The sequence below is a fragment of the Candidatus Magasanikbacteria bacterium RIFOXYB2_FULL_38_10 genome (genome assembly GCA_001783145.1).
Lineage (GTDB): Bacteria > Patescibacteriota > Patescibacteriia > Magasanikbacterales > UBA10003 > GWC2-40-17.
Genome location: MFQT01000017.1, coordinates 41,328 through 54,169, shown reverse-complemented (window position 1 = coordinate 54,169; position 12,842 = coordinate 41,328). Strand labels below are relative to the sequence as shown.

At 36.2% G+C, this 12,842-nt stretch carries 13 protein-coding genes and 1 tRNA gene; 1 reads left to right on the top strand and 13 read right to left on the bottom strand.

The genetic code is table 11. From position 1 onward, the window contains the following. Positions 1–18 precede the first annotated feature (18 nt). The 9 genes from A2294_00540 to A2294_00500 all read right to left on the bottom strand — a co-directional run bounded on the left by A2294_00540 (position 19) and on the right by A2294_00500 (position 8,237). Positions 19–1,536 carry a methionine--tRNA ligase gene (locus A2294_00540; protein ID OGH85219.1) on the bottom strand — a complete coding sequence of 506 codons (1,518 nt, stop codon included), beginning with the start codon at positions 1,534–1,536 and terminating at the stop codon, positions 19–21. An 11-nt stretch (positions 1,537–1,547) separates the two neighbouring features. Beyond that, positions 1,548–2,225 carry a 16S rRNA (cytidine(1402)-2'-O)-methyltransferase gene (locus A2294_00535; GenBank protein OGH85218.1) on the bottom strand — a complete coding sequence of 226 codons (678 nt, stop codon included), beginning with the start codon at positions 2,223–2,225 and terminating at the stop codon, positions 1,548–1,550. Positions 2,226–2,280: 55 nt separating this feature from the next. Further along, complete coding sequence (locus A2294_00530; protein ID OGH85217.1) at positions 2,281–2,469, bottom strand: hypothetical protein; 189 nt, start codon at positions 2,467–2,469, stop codon at positions 2,281–2,283. Between the two features lie 17 nt (positions 2,470–2,486). After that, the gene (locus A2294_00525) at positions 2,487–3,143 is read right to left on the bottom strand and encodes a hypothetical protein (protein ID OGH85216.1); all 657 of its coding nucleotides are present in this window, start codon (positions 3,141–3,143) and stop codon (positions 2,487–2,489) included. Between the two features lie 6 nt (positions 3,144–3,149). Beyond that, complete coding sequence (locus A2294_00520; protein ID OGH85215.1) at positions 3,150–4,412, bottom strand: cysteine desulfurase NifS; 1,263 nt, start codon at positions 4,410–4,412, stop codon at positions 3,150–3,152. Positions 4,413–4,425: 13 nt separating this feature from the next. After that, a complete protein-coding gene (locus tag A2294_00515) occupies positions 4,426–5,013 on the bottom strand; it encodes a hypothetical protein (protein OGH85214.1) in 588 nt (195 codons plus the stop codon). Between the two features lie 44 nt (positions 5,014–5,057). Continuing rightward, positions 5,058–6,395: a hypothetical protein gene (locus A2294_00510; GenBank protein ID OGH85213.1), complete on the bottom strand. Its 1,338-nt coding sequence runs from the start codon at positions 6,393–6,395 to the stop codon at positions 5,058–5,060. Positions 6,396–6,784: 389 nt separating this feature from the next. Beyond that, the gene (locus A2294_00505; GenBank protein ID OGH85212.1) at positions 6,785–7,729 is read right to left on the bottom strand and encodes a hypothetical protein; all 945 of its coding nucleotides are present in this window, start codon (positions 7,727–7,729) and stop codon (positions 6,785–6,787) included. Between the two features lie 211 nt (positions 7,730–7,940). Then, on the bottom strand, positions 7,941–8,237 hold the full coding sequence (locus A2294_00500; protein ID OGH85211.1) for a hypothetical protein: 297 nt from the start codon (positions 8,235–8,237) through the stop codon (positions 7,941–7,943). 90 nt (positions 8,238–8,327) lie between these two features. On the opposite strand from A2294_00500, the gene A2294_00495 reads away from it, so the two are divergent. Further along, positions 8,328–9,167, top strand: a complete 840-nt coding sequence (locus A2294_00495; protein ID OGH85210.1) for a hypothetical protein — start codon at positions 8,328–8,330, stop codon at positions 9,165–9,167. Positions 9,168–9,229: 62 nt separating this feature from the next. On the opposite strand, the gene A2294_00490 is transcribed toward A2294_00495, so the two are convergent. From A2294_00490 to A2294_00475, 4 genes are all read right to left on the bottom strand, one after another. Further along, a complete protein-coding gene (locus A2294_00490; GenBank protein OGH85209.1) occupies positions 9,230–11,023 on the bottom strand; it encodes a GTP-binding protein TypA in 1,794 nt (597 codons plus the stop codon). A 92-nt stretch (positions 11,024–11,115) separates the two neighbouring features. Beyond that, a tRNA-Gln gene (locus tag A2294_00485) sits at positions 11,116–11,186 on the bottom strand. 46 nt (positions 11,187–11,232) lie between these two features. Continuing rightward, complete coding sequence (locus A2294_00480) at positions 11,233–12,147, bottom strand: hypothetical protein (GenBank protein OGH85208.1); 915 nt, start codon at positions 12,145–12,147, stop codon at positions 11,233–11,235. A 13-nt stretch (positions 12,148–12,160) separates the two neighbouring features. Beyond that, positions 12,161–12,841, bottom strand: coding sequence for a cell division ATP-binding protein FtsE (locus tag A2294_00475; GenBank protein ID OGH85207.1), 681 nt, complete (start codon positions 12,839–12,841; stop codon positions 12,161–12,163). Position 12,842: the final 1 nt, after the last annotated feature.

The window sequence follows — 12,842 nt, the reverse complement described above, 5'->3', positions numbered from 1 at the left end:
AAATTTTAATTTTTAAAATTATAACATCCTGGGAAAAATTGGTTCGCCTTTTTGAATTTTTGTGCCAACTGGCAAACCGCCCCAAATTTTAGCCTTGATTAAAGTTTTTTCTTTTTCTTTAAGTGGGTCTAAACCTAATTGCAACCAAACTTTCTCCGCTGTTTCAGGCATTATTGTCAATAAAAGCCAGCCAATTTGCCGCAAGGACTCCAGTAAATTATACATCACATCTTTTAATTTTTTTTCATCTGTTTTGGCCAAATCCCAGGGCTTTTGTTTTTCTATAAGCCGATTGGATTCGTCAACTACTTTCCAAATTTCATCTAGCGCCTCATCAAAAGCATAATTATTCATCTTTTTTTCAAAATTATTCCAGACATCAATTTCACATAACTGATCCAGCCCTTCAGCTGCAACACTGGGCTCTGGCACTACTCCGGCAAAATATTTTTCCGTCATGGAAAGAGTGCGATGTAAAAGATTTCCAAAAACATTGGCTAAATCATTATTATAGTGTTCCTTTAAATGCACCAAAGAAAAATCGCCATCTTCGCCAAATTTAATTTCACGCAAAAGAAAATAGCGGATGGCGTCTAAAGGATAAATTTTAGACAGCTCCACAGGATCAATTACATTACCCAAGGATTTGCTCATTTTTTCTCCATTAACAGTAAAAAAACCATGAGCATACACTGTCGTGGGCAAGGGTAACTCGGCGGATAACAACATAGCCGGCCAAATGACAGCGTGAAATTTTAGGATATCCTTTGCCATTAAATGCAAATCCGCCGGCCACCACTTTTTAAACATTTCTTCATCCTGCCCATAACCGGCTGCGGTTAAATAATTTATTAAAGCATCAAACCAAACATAAATGCCATGAGTTTTATCCAAGGGAAAAGGAATACCGCATTTTAAATTAGGCCTAGAAATACTGATGTCGTTTAAATTATTGATGTAATTAACAACCTCGGCTCTTCTTTTTTCCGGACGGATAAAATTAGGATTGTCCTCTATATGTTTTAAAAGCGCCTGGCGATAATTGGTTAGACGAAAAAAATAATTTTCCTCGCTGATTTTGCGCGGCTCTTTTAAATGATAGGGGCACTTGCCGTCTACCAAATCTTTTTCTGTCCAAAAAGCTTCGCAAGCATCACAATACAAACCTTCATAAGTGCCTTTGTAAATATCGCCGCGAGCATTTACTTTATCAAAAAAAATTTTAACAGCCCTGTGATGCCGTTCTTCCGTAGTGCGAATAAAATAATCATTAGTAATATCCAATTCATCCCAAGTTTCTCTCCAACGAGCACTCATCTCATCTAAATACTTTGGCAAATCATCCTCGCCTTTGGCTTTAGCCGCTTCCCAATTTTTCTGGCTATTTTCATCTGTACCTGTCACAAACAAAACTTCATCGCCTTTTAAACGGCGGTAGCGAGCAATCGTATCGGCGGTTAAAGTTGTGTAAGCATGGCCAATGTGCGGCAAACCGTTAACATAATAAATAGGAGTAGTGAGGTAAAATTTTTCCATAATTCAATTTTTTAATTTTCTATCACAACGACAAATTCTCCTTTAAGAGAACCCGCATTCAATAAATCTGCAATGTTGACAACAGTCGCGCGATAGATAGTTTCAAATTGTTTAGTTAATTCGCGGCAAACCACAATTTTTTTATTGGATTCAAAATTATTTTTAATGTCTTCTAAAGTTCTTAAAATACGATGAGTTGATTCATACAAAACGATCGTATTCTTAATTACAGCCAATTCTTTAAAAAATTTTTCACGTTTATTTTTCAAAGGGGGAAAACCGGCAAAATAAAATTTATCCGTTGAAAAACCAGAGATAGATAAAGCGGCAATAAGCGCAGATGGACCTGGCATGGGGACAATTTTAAGATCTGAATTATTTTTAATTAAAAAATCAATCAATAAATTACCCGGATCGCTGATTCCGGGTGTCCCGGCATCGGTTATTAAAGCCAAATTTTTTCCGTTCTCCAATAAACCCAAAACTTCTTTAAATCTTTTTTCCGGACTGTGCTGGTGCAAACTTAAAGTTTTGGTAGTAATACCAAAAGGACTTAAAAGTTTTTGCGAATCACGCGTGTCTTCACAAAGAATATAATCAACATCCTTAAGTGTTTCCAAAGCGCGCGCCGTAACATCTTTTAAGTTGCCAATGGGAGTAGCCACTATATATAAAATGCCGCTATTCATAGCGGTATTATTATATCTTAAAATTGGCTTAAAAGCAAACGAATTAAGATAGTTTTTACTCTCCCAAACTAATTGCCTGCACAGGACATGCTTCCGTTGCCCCTTTAATCATTTCTTCTGTGTCTCCCGAAGCATTTACTGACTCAGCCTTAACTCCACTCTCATCCCATTTAAAAGACGTAGGGCAAAGTGCGATGCAAACCCCGCAACCAATACATTTATCTTTATCTACAACTGGTTTCATAAATTTAATGATAATTTTTAGGCTCCAAAATATTTTTCTTTATAAAATCTAATTAGCTCTTCAATAGCGGGAAGGGTTTCCGGATTACCAATACCTACCTTTAATTTTTTTTGCACTTCTTCTAAAGTTGTGGCCCCGTCCAACACGGCTTGTTCAATATCTTGATCGGTAATCTTTAATTCTGGATCAATTATGCGACCACCTTCTATTATTACGCGTTCATGCTGTCCAGATTTATGAAAATAATCGTTAATAGCGGCCCTCAAAGCCTTATCTCCTAAAACCGAACAGTGTACTTTACGCGCCGGAAGACCCCCGAGTCTTTCCATAATATCTTGAGGTCTAATTTTCAAGGCCTTTTCAATTTTCATGCCGCCATTTTCCGTAATCATTTCACTTAAAACAGAGGTGGAAGCAATAGCGCTGCCACAGCCAAAGGTACGCCATCGACATTCTTGTATCTTATCTTCTTTGGTATCAATTTTAATCCATAAAACCATTTCATCGCCGCAAGCAGGAGAACCCACGCGTCCCACTCCGTCGGCCTTAAACTTATCCTCCTCATCAGTTTTCATAAAATTGCGCGGATTAAAAAAGTGGTCTTTTACCTTATCAGTATAAAACCAAGTTCCTCCCGCCGAGGAAAATCCATCAGTTGTTGGTTGATTAGACATATTAGTTCATTTTTTATTAGGTACAATTACACAACACGCCCTTTTATACTCAGGGTGTTTTCTTGTTTTTTCCTCTTTTAAATTTAACCTCACCGGAGACATTTCTCTTAATTTCTCTACAATGGGGGGTAAATTTTTAATTAAAAAATCCATCTCGGCTTTGGTGTTGCAATGGCCCAAAGTAAAACGCAAAGAACCGTGGGCAAATTCGTAAGGCAAGCCAATGGCCAAAAGCACATAGGAAGGCTCAAGGGATTCGGAATTGCAAGCCGAACCGGTGGCCGCTTGTACCCCAATTTCATCTAAATACAAAAGCATGGCCTCACCCTCAATATCCAAAATACTTAAATTTAAATTATTTGGCAATCTTTTAAGAGGATGACCATTTAATTTTAATTTGGAAATTTTTTTGCTCAAACCTTTCCAAAGATAATCGCGCAAATCTGTCAAACGTTTATTTTCTTTTTCTTTATTGTCTTGCGCCAATTTTAAAGCCTCAGAGAGCCCCACGATTCCAGCCACATTCTCCGTGCCTGACCTTAATCCAAATTCTTGTCCTCCGCCAAAAACTAAGGGCTGTATTTTAAAACCCTTCTTTTTATATAAAACTCCCACACCTTTGGGCCCATAAATTTTACTGGCATTCAAAGTCAAAAAATCAACATGCAACCTATTTACATCCAAATCCAAAGTTCCGGCCGCCTGGCAAGCGTCGGTGTGAAACAATACCGGTGATTTACCTTTTCTATGAATTTCATTATACTTTTTTATCGCCCTGCCAATTTCCGCAATCGGCTCAATGGTGCCTATTTCATTATTGGCATACATTATGGTCACTAAAATTGTTTCCGGTTTAATGGCGGCGATAATTTTTTCTGGTGTCACTAAACCAAATTCGTCTACAGGAAGATAAGTAACAACAAAACCCTCTTTTTCCAATTGCCCACAGGCATATAAAACAGCATGATGCTCTATTTTTAAAGTGACAATATGATTACCAAAAGATTTATTGGCTCGCGCCGCTCCCAAGATTGCCAAATTGTCTGATTCTGTGCCTCCACCGGTAAAAATAATTTCTAAGGGATTACAACCTAAAATGACGGCCACATCCTTTCTGGCAACAGAAACAGCTAAATTAGCCCGACGTCCCAAAGCATACAGGGAGGAAGGATTGCCAAATTCTTTGGTAAAAAAAGGCAGCATTTTTTTAGCTACTCTTTCATCCACATAAGTTGTGGCGGCATGATCTAAATAAATTTGTTTAAGCATAAATTCAAACACTTTAAAAAGGTAAGGTTAAATTAACAGCATTTGATCCTGCCAAAGATTCGGGAACAGAAAAATTTACTGGAAAAGGACGTTTGGTTTGGCTTTGCAAATCGGGATAAAATAATTGTTTATTATTTTTACCATATTCATAAAGATTTCTTGTAATCTTAACGTCATCCAAACAATATTTTTCTATTTTTTCCCACTCCCCTTTTTTAAACCAGTCTACCGCTTCTAACCCGTTGCCGCTTTTGGCCAACCCCAAAGTTGCTTTAGCCAAATCATTAAGTTTTAAACGAAATCCTAAAACTTTTTTTATTTCCTCCAACATATCTAATTGAGGAAATTTGTTTAAATCGCCGGGATAATAATTATTCAACACCGGAAGATCAAAATAACGGCTGTTATACCCGATTATTCTGTCTGCCTTTTCCAATAACGGCCACAAATTAATTAATTCCGCTTCTTTAAAAGCAGAAAATTTATCATCGGCGTAATTATAAACACAGACCAAAGAAACTTTTAACTTGTCATGATTACCCTGGCCAACATCCAAAAAAGTATTTTGTGTTTCAATATCAATTACTATTTCATTTAACATAGTCTAATAAATATACAATAAAATTAAACGTTTGGCAACAGACTCTAGTACTGCATAACCGTACGCACCTCTTCCATCTCCTCTGGTTTTTTAGCCAAAATCTTTTCAATATTATAAGTTCCCAGCCGTGGCATCTCCAAAAAACCTCGCATAGCCGCCTGCGCCAGCCAACCGGACTCAACCCAATCAAAAAGCCATTCATCGGTGTACTTGGGATTATTTTGAGAAATGCCTGCGCCAATGGTTTTTAACCACAGACGATTAAATTTTTCTTGGGAGCCAATGGGCGGAGCCATAATAATGGGAATACCTAGAGCCGGATAAAAACTTAATTCGCTTGGTTTAGTCCATAAAACATCAGTCTTTCTCATGCATTTGCTAAATTCTTTAAAATAATTTGATTTGTTAGTAGAATATAAAATTTTTATTCCTTTTTCTCCCTCTAATTTATTATCTTTAATGATCTCTCCAAAATATTTTTTAACAGTAGAATGAGTACCGGCCACCAAATTAACAACTATTTTCCCAGAAGAAATTTTTTCCCTTAAACTCTTCACGATTTGACTGGCAATTTCTCTTTGAGCGCCCGCTCCACCCACAGCAAAAGTTAAGGTTAAAGGATGATCCGGCCGCGCATGAAAATTAGTTAGTCCAAGATGCTTAACCACGGTTTGCCCATAACGCCAAAAATAACGCCCACGCGGATCCAAATTAATTAGACGATGACTTAAATCATGTTTTAAAACCTTCAATTGCGGACCGCCTAAATTTTCTGCCGGCAAAGGAAAGCCGGTTAAAAAAATTCTTTCGGGTTTTACACCGTAAAGCTTTAACCGCTCCACTACGCGATAACACGGGGCAAAATAATTAATACGACTTTCCTTAGCTTTATAATCAACCCAAACTCTGGCAATATCAGCATCACAAATTATGCAATAAATCTCTCCTTGATAATTATAATGTTCGGCCATAAAAGCCACGGCAAAAAAACTAGTCACCAAAGGACGTGGATTTTTATTTAATTTATCAATTAAATCTTTGCCCCAATTTTTATGTTTAATCATAAATTCTATCTCCCTCAATTGCAAACTCGGTTCAGATAAATCTCTCTTGGGATAAAAATCGGGGATGCTTTGCAATTTATCATAAAGATCAAAAATGGGCTGACCCACCAGGGGTACCTTAGTTAAACGAGATATAAATTCATAAAAATGACGGGTGGTTTCCCAAATTTTTTTATCCGCTTCCGGAATTCCTTTATAATTATTGGCATTAATTATCCCGCGAAAAGATTCACCGACTAAAGGATAAGCGGCTCTTTGATGTCCATAACCCATATCTACTGTGACAACCCAAGGATGATTGTTTTTTCTTTTTGGCATATTAATTTAAAATTGAAACAAAATAAGATCGGGAGCGCCTATGATTACTCCCTATCCTAGCTGAGAAAAAAATTAAGCCAATTTATTTTTTTATTTTTAGCCATTTTCTTAGCGTAAAAGTCCGCCAATTTTTATCGATTTCTTAAAGAAATTTTTTTGCCAGAACGTTTGGCGTGCTTTCTTTGGGCTAATTTCATCTTTTTATTCATATTGATAAATTTTAATTAAATAAATTATCTTTGATACACCCCCATCAATGTCGCTTGATCTAAAATATGAGCTTGCATACTTTTCTCCAGGTCTTCTTTAATTGTTGTAATAGGCAAGTCAAGTATAGCATCTAAAGCATATAATTTAAACTGATAATGAAGCAAACCTTCCAAACTTTATTATTTTATCCCGCAAACTTTTTTTAACGCCGCGATGTCACCATCGGTCAGTTTATCATTGCGGCCTTCATTCAGACGATACATTATAGCTTTAGAATCATCCAAATGATCCAGTCCCAAGGCATGGCCCAATTCATGTTCCAAAACTCTCACTAAGCTGGCCTTATCATCAAATTGATAGATATTTATTTCCGTACCTTTCAAATCACTTTTATATTCTCCTTCTTGAAATTCCTCTCCGCGTTGTTGTCCAATATTATTATATTTATCAACGGTCAAATTCAATTCATAGGCCAATTGATTTAAAACATTAACCACCGCGTTAATATCATCAACCAAAAAATTTAGATTATCTTGAGCCTGATTTATCTTTTTCACTTCGGCGTTAAGTTCCTCTTGCTTATTTGTAAGTAAATCATATTCTTTATCCGGAGCTCCGTCTTTTTTATTCCAAAAATCTATTTGACTTTCAAAACCTTTTTTTTCTGCTTCAAAATTTTTAATCATTAAATCTAAATTTGCTTTTTGGGTATTATAAGAATCTAACAAACCGGCGTATTTTTTCTTTAAAGCCTCGTAAGTTCCCTGATCATCTGTAATAGTTATGCCTAATTTTTGCAATTTTTGAGTTGCTTCTTGGCGATAATCATAAACCAAATTTATAGTTAAAGTGCCGCTAGTTGCAGACTCGAATAAATTTCTATTAACAGATTTTTCCCAAAGGCTTTCTGCTTGATTTAACGCGCTTAAAAAATCTTTTTGACTGATATTAAAAAATTTATCAAAATTACCCAAAGAATAAGTGATGGGACGGCTACAGGGAAAAAACTTACTTTCTAAGCGCAGATAAATTTGCCACAAGGGATTTCTTAAAAAATAAACCAGACCAACTATAATAATCAGAGATAAAAGTGAACCGAGTAAATTTAAAAAACGGCGTATCATAAAATGTTTTTTAGTATCGTGAATATTTTTACCATAGTTAAAGATTTTGATGGCTTATTAAATTATATCATATTTTGGATTTTTTTAAGTTATTTGATATATTTAAGAAAAGTCTAAATAAAAAGCCCACTCGAGTAGTCTCGAATGGGCAAACGGTCTAAAAGTTAGTTTTTAGTTTCAATTTAATTAAAGATCGATTTCCTGACTAGTATCAATTTTTAAGCTCTTCAACTAAGGAGATTAAAAGAGATACCCAATCTTCCAAACCAGGAACATTCGCACATTCCGCAGTATCTAGAAGTCGCAAACAAACTCCATCAATATCTTGTGGCGGAATATTCATTTCCCACAAAATACGCACAAGATCTTTCCCTACCACAAGAATGATACTACAGTACAAGCCAACTAGAGCACTCTCAAAAGGATAGTTTTTCATTAACATGTCGGTAGTCTCTTCAACACGCCGGAGAATGACCTCGTGAGCAGGCTTCTTGGTTACAGAATCCATGTGATTCTCCTCGTTTTATGGCAAGGTTATGGAACTACATCCATCTCACCATAATTACACTTTCTTGTCAAGTAAAAATAAACAAAAAATATGTCATCCTTGATCCCCTATCCTAAAAAGTTAAAAAAACTTTTATTCCAAATTAAAGAGGATGGTTTTAAAAATCTGTATATCTTGTGTGACTTTGATCGAACTCTAACTTACGGATCTGTTGACGGCGTTAAAACCCCTTCAATTATCTCTATGCTTAGGGACGGCCAACACTTAACCAAAGATTACGCACCCAAGGCCCACGCTTTGTTTAACAAATATCATCCGTTGGAAACAGATCCGAAAATTTCTCTGGCTGAGAGAAAAGAGGCCATGCAAGAATGGTGGGAAAAACACAACAAATTATTGATTGAATCGGGATTATCTAGAGCCGATCTGGAGGATATTGTAAAAAAAGGCTCAATTAAATTTAGAAAAGGTGTTCCAATTTTTTTAGATTTTCTTTTTCAACACAAAATTCCTTTGATTATTTTTTCTGCCAGTGGTTGCGGCGAGGCCATTCAACTTTTTTTCCAAAAAATAAAAAAAGATTATCCCAACATTGTCTACATTGTTAATAAATTTAATTGGAACAAAACCGGCCGTGCTATTTCCACCAAAAAACCGATAATTCACAGCCTAAATAAAGATAAGACTATTTTAAAAAAACTACCCAAGGTTTATTCACTAATTAAAAATCGGCGCAATGTTATTTTATTAGGCGACAGCGTGGGAGATTTAGGAATGACTGCAGGATTTAAATATGCGCATTTATTAAAAATAGGATTTTTAAATTTTGATTACAAAAAACTGAAAAAAGAATACGAAAAAAAATTTGATCTTATTTTAGAAGAGGATGCAGATTTTAAAGAAATAAATAATTTAATTGAAAATTGGTAAAATTTTAAAAAAACAAAATAACAAAAAATCCGCTTTTAAGCGGATTTTTTAAACTGCTAAAATTATTTGGAATTTTTACGGGCAAAACGCAAACGATCATTTTCTGTTAAAAACTGTTTGCGCAAACGAATGCTTTTAGGCGTAATTTCTAAGTATTCATCTTCAGCCATAATTTCCAAACCGCGTTCCAAAGTTAATTCCATTGGTGGTGTAAATTGAATGGCCATGTCGGAATTGGAAGAACGCATATTGGTAAGATGTTTTCCTTTAATGGGATTGACTGTCATATCTTGTCCTTTAGCAGTGTTACCAATAACCTCGCCTTCATAAACGTCTGTATTGGCCCCGACAAACAACACGCCGCGCTCTTGTAAATTGGATAAAGAATAGGCCAAAACCTTGCCGGTTTCGCCAGAAACCATAGACCCAACGTCGCGTTTAGAAATTTCTCCAACGTAAGGCTTGAAGCCAACCATTTCACTGCACAAAATACCTTCTCCACGAGTATCAACAATAAATTCCGAACGATAGCCAAGCAAGCCACGAGTAGGAATTTCATAAATTAAACGAGTGTGATTTTGTTCTGGATTCATTGACTTCATTTGCCCTTTTCTTTTAGACATCTTTTCTATTACCGTACCAACACATTCCGGCGGTACATCAATAGTCACCTCTTCAAACGGCTCGCATTTTACTCCATCAATTTGTTTGATAATTACCTGAGGCTGGGAAACTTGAACTTCAAAACCTTCGCGACGCATATTTTCTAACAAAATAGCCACATGTAATTCACCGCGCCCATTAACTTTAAAAAAATCAATGGCGGAAAAATCTATTTTTAACCCCACATTAACTTCCAATTCTTTTTCTAAACGTTCTTTAATTTGACGGCTAGTGACATACTTTCCTTCTTGCCCGGCAAAAGGAGAATTATTGACTAAAAAGTTTAAAGAAATTGTCGGTTCATCAATTTTAATCGCCGGTAACAATTCTTGATTTTGCTCGGCACAAATAGTATCACCAATATAAATTTGAGGTAGACCGGCAATCATTACAATATCTCCGGCCACAGCTTCCATAACTTCCTTACGAGTGACACCCTCAAAAGTGAATATTTTGTTGACATAGCCAGAAATGATTTCTCCGTCTTGTTTCTTAATAAAAACCTTATCTCCATCTTTTAAAGTTCCTTGATAAATTCTGCCAATACCTAAACGACCCAAATAATTATCATAGGCCAAATTAAAAGGCTGGAAAGTGAAAGGCAACATTACATCTGCTTTAACCGGAGGAACTTTGGTCAAAATGGCATCTAAAAGAGGGCTTAAATCAGTTGATTCATCTGTTAATTTCATCTTGGCAATCCCCTGTTTAGCAATGGCAAAAACAGTTGTAAAATCCAGTTGTTCATCTGTTGCTCCTAAATCCATAAAAAGTTCCAAAACCTTATCATGTGTCCACTCTGGTCTGGCGGCCGGTTTATCAATTTTATTGATTACCACAATTGGTTTTAAACCTAATTCTAAAGATTTTTTTAAGACAAATTTGGTTTGAGGCATTGGCCCTTCCTGGGCATCCACAATTAAAAGAACCGAATCGATAGAACGCAAAACACGCTCTACCTCGGAACCAAAATCCGCGTGTCCGGGAGTGTCCACAATGTTGATTTTGGTACCCTTATAAAACACACTGGTATTTTTTGAGTAAATAGTAATACCACGCTCCTTTTCCAGAGCGTTAGAATCCATGCTTATTTTTTCATCCGTCACCATGCCTGTTTGACGCATTAGAGCATCGGTCAATTTGGTTTTGCCGTGATCTACATGCGCAATAATGGCGATATTTCTAATTTCCATATAATATGCAGATTATACCAAAAAGAATGCCTTTAGTCAAGGTTGGCTAAAAAGATAAAAAATAACAGCCTTTAAAGCTGCTATTTTTACAACTCCGGGACAGGGATTCGAACCCCGATATACAGCTTCAAAGGCTGCTGTCCTACCATTAGACGATCCCGGAATAAATTCTGCGTCCGCTCTTTCGCAGACTCAGAATAACATTAATTTTAAACCTTCAGATACTTTCTCATAGCCAAACCGGCGGAAACAAAACTTAAAATAATCAATCCCACCAATTCCGCCCCAAAAAACCAACCGAAATTACCCACAAAATAATTTCGCAAACTAAAACCGCTACCTTCAAAAAATTTGACCAAATACGGATCAACAAAATATGTTGAGCTAAAAACCACTCCTAAATTTATTAACCAAGCCACTAAGCTAATAAAAATCATCTCCACTAAAAAGGGCCAACGCACAAAGGAGTTGGTGGCTCCTACCAATTTCATAATACCAATTTCCTCCCCATGCATAATAATGCTCAAACGTATCACATTAAAAATAATCAAAAACGCCACAATTGTCAAGATGATTCCCAAAATAATGCCAATTTGTTCGGTTTTTTCCGTTAAGGAACTGATTTTTTGAATTACCGGGCCGTGGTCATCAAAAGTCTTATTTTCTATCAAAGCACTGTATTCTGGTACGTCTACCTCTTTCATTATCTCTTCATAATCCTTGGTATTCTGAGCGTGGATTACCAAAACCGCCCCCAAAGGATTTTCACCCAATTCCCCCAAAGCCGCAATCACCCCTTCATCATTTTGATGTTTAGTTTTAAACTCTTCCAGCACTGTTTTTTTATCTTTATAAATAAGGTTAGTGACAAAAGAATTTTTTTCTAAAATTGATTTTATTTCTTGAATTTTTTCATCAGCGGCAACTGGTTTAAAAATTAAACTCATATCAATTCTTTCTTGCACCAAATTAACAGCCATATTGGTAATGCCGCGAACCAAAAAAACCACATCTACTGAAATTAAAGTTGTCACCAAAACCAAAATAGTAATTAAAGACAGGCCTAAATTTCTCCAAAAATTTTGCCAGGCAAATTTGATGATACGTGAGAAAAAAATATACATAAAAAACAAAAAATTAAATTACATATTTCCCTTTTTCTTGATCGTTGACAATCATTCCTTGATCCAAAGTGACTACACGGCGACGCAACATATTAACAATTTCCCTGTTATGCGTCACTAACACCACGGTCACGCCCAGCTCGTTAATTCTTTTTAAAATTTCTATCACCTCGTGAGTATTTAAAGCATCCAAATTTCCAGTGGGCTCATCAGCTACAATTATCTTTGGCGCGTGGACTAAAGATCTGGCTACCACCACTCTTTGCTGTTCACCGCCCGAAAGCTGACCGGGATAACGACCGGTTTTTTGACTTAATCCCACAATATCCAAAACCTGCGGTACTACTTTATTAATACGTTCAGAAGGTGTGCCGCAAACCTGCAACGCAAAAGCTACATTTTCAAATACCGTTTTCTTTTCCAATAATTTAAAATCTTGAAAAATAACACCGATTTGACGGCGCAAAATAGGAATTTCTGTTGAGCTTAATTTGCTAACATCCCAACCATTAATGGAAATTTCTCCCTGCGTTGGTTTTTCTTCGGCGATCATCAATTTTACTAAGGTGGTTTTGCCCGTACCGCTTTGCCCTACAATAGAAACAAACTCACCGGGTTCTATTTGCAAATGGATATCTTTCACTGCCGCCACATCCGGGGGATAAATTTTACTGACATTTTTAAAATAGATCATA

Coding starts and splice junctions, on each gene's coding strand:
- A2294_00515 (OGH85214.1), bottom strand. CDS start 5,013: ATGTTAAATGAAATAGTAATTGATATTGAAACACAAAATACTTTTTTG.
- A2294_00540 (OGH85219.1), bottom strand. CDS start 1,536: ATGGAAAAATTTTACCTCACTACTCCTATTTATTATGTTAACGGTTTG.
- A2294_00495 (OGH85210.1), top strand. CDS start 8,328: ATGTCATCCTTGATCCCCTATCCTAAAAAGTTAAAAAAACTTTTATTC.
- A2294_00475 (OGH85207.1), bottom strand. CDS start 12,841: ATGATCTATTTTAAAAATGTCAGTAAAATTTATCCCCCGGATGTGGCG.
- A2294_00505 (OGH85212.1), bottom strand. CDS start 7,729: ATGATACGCCGTTTTTTAAATTTACTCGGTTCACTTTTATCTCTGATT.
- A2294_00525 (OGH85216.1), bottom strand. CDS start 3,143: ATGTCTAATCAACCAACAACTGATGGATTTTCCTCGGCGGGAGGAACT.
- A2294_00490 (OGH85209.1), bottom strand. CDS start 11,023: ATGGAAATTAGAAATATCGCCATTATTGCGCATGTAGATCACGGCAAA.
- A2294_00535 (OGH85218.1), bottom strand. CDS start 2,225: ATGAATAGCGGCATTTTATATATAGTGGCTACTCCCATTGGCAACTTA.
- A2294_00520 (OGH85215.1), bottom strand. CDS start 4,412: ATGCTTAAACAAATTTATTTAGATCATGCCGCCACAACTTATGTGGAT.
- A2294_00530 (OGH85217.1), bottom strand. CDS start 2,469: ATGAAACCAGTTGTAGATAAAGATAAATGTATTGGTTGCGGGGTTTGC.
- A2294_00510 (OGH85213.1), bottom strand. CDS start 6,395: ATGCCAAAAAGAAAAAACAATCATCCTTGGGTTGTCACAGTAGATATG.
- A2294_00480 (OGH85208.1), bottom strand. CDS start 12,147: ATGTATATTTTTTTCTCACGTATCATCAAATTTGCCTGGCAAAATTTT.
- A2294_00500 (OGH85211.1), bottom strand. CDS start 8,237: ATGGATTCTGTAACCAAGAAGCCTGCTCACGAGGTCATTCTCCGGCGT.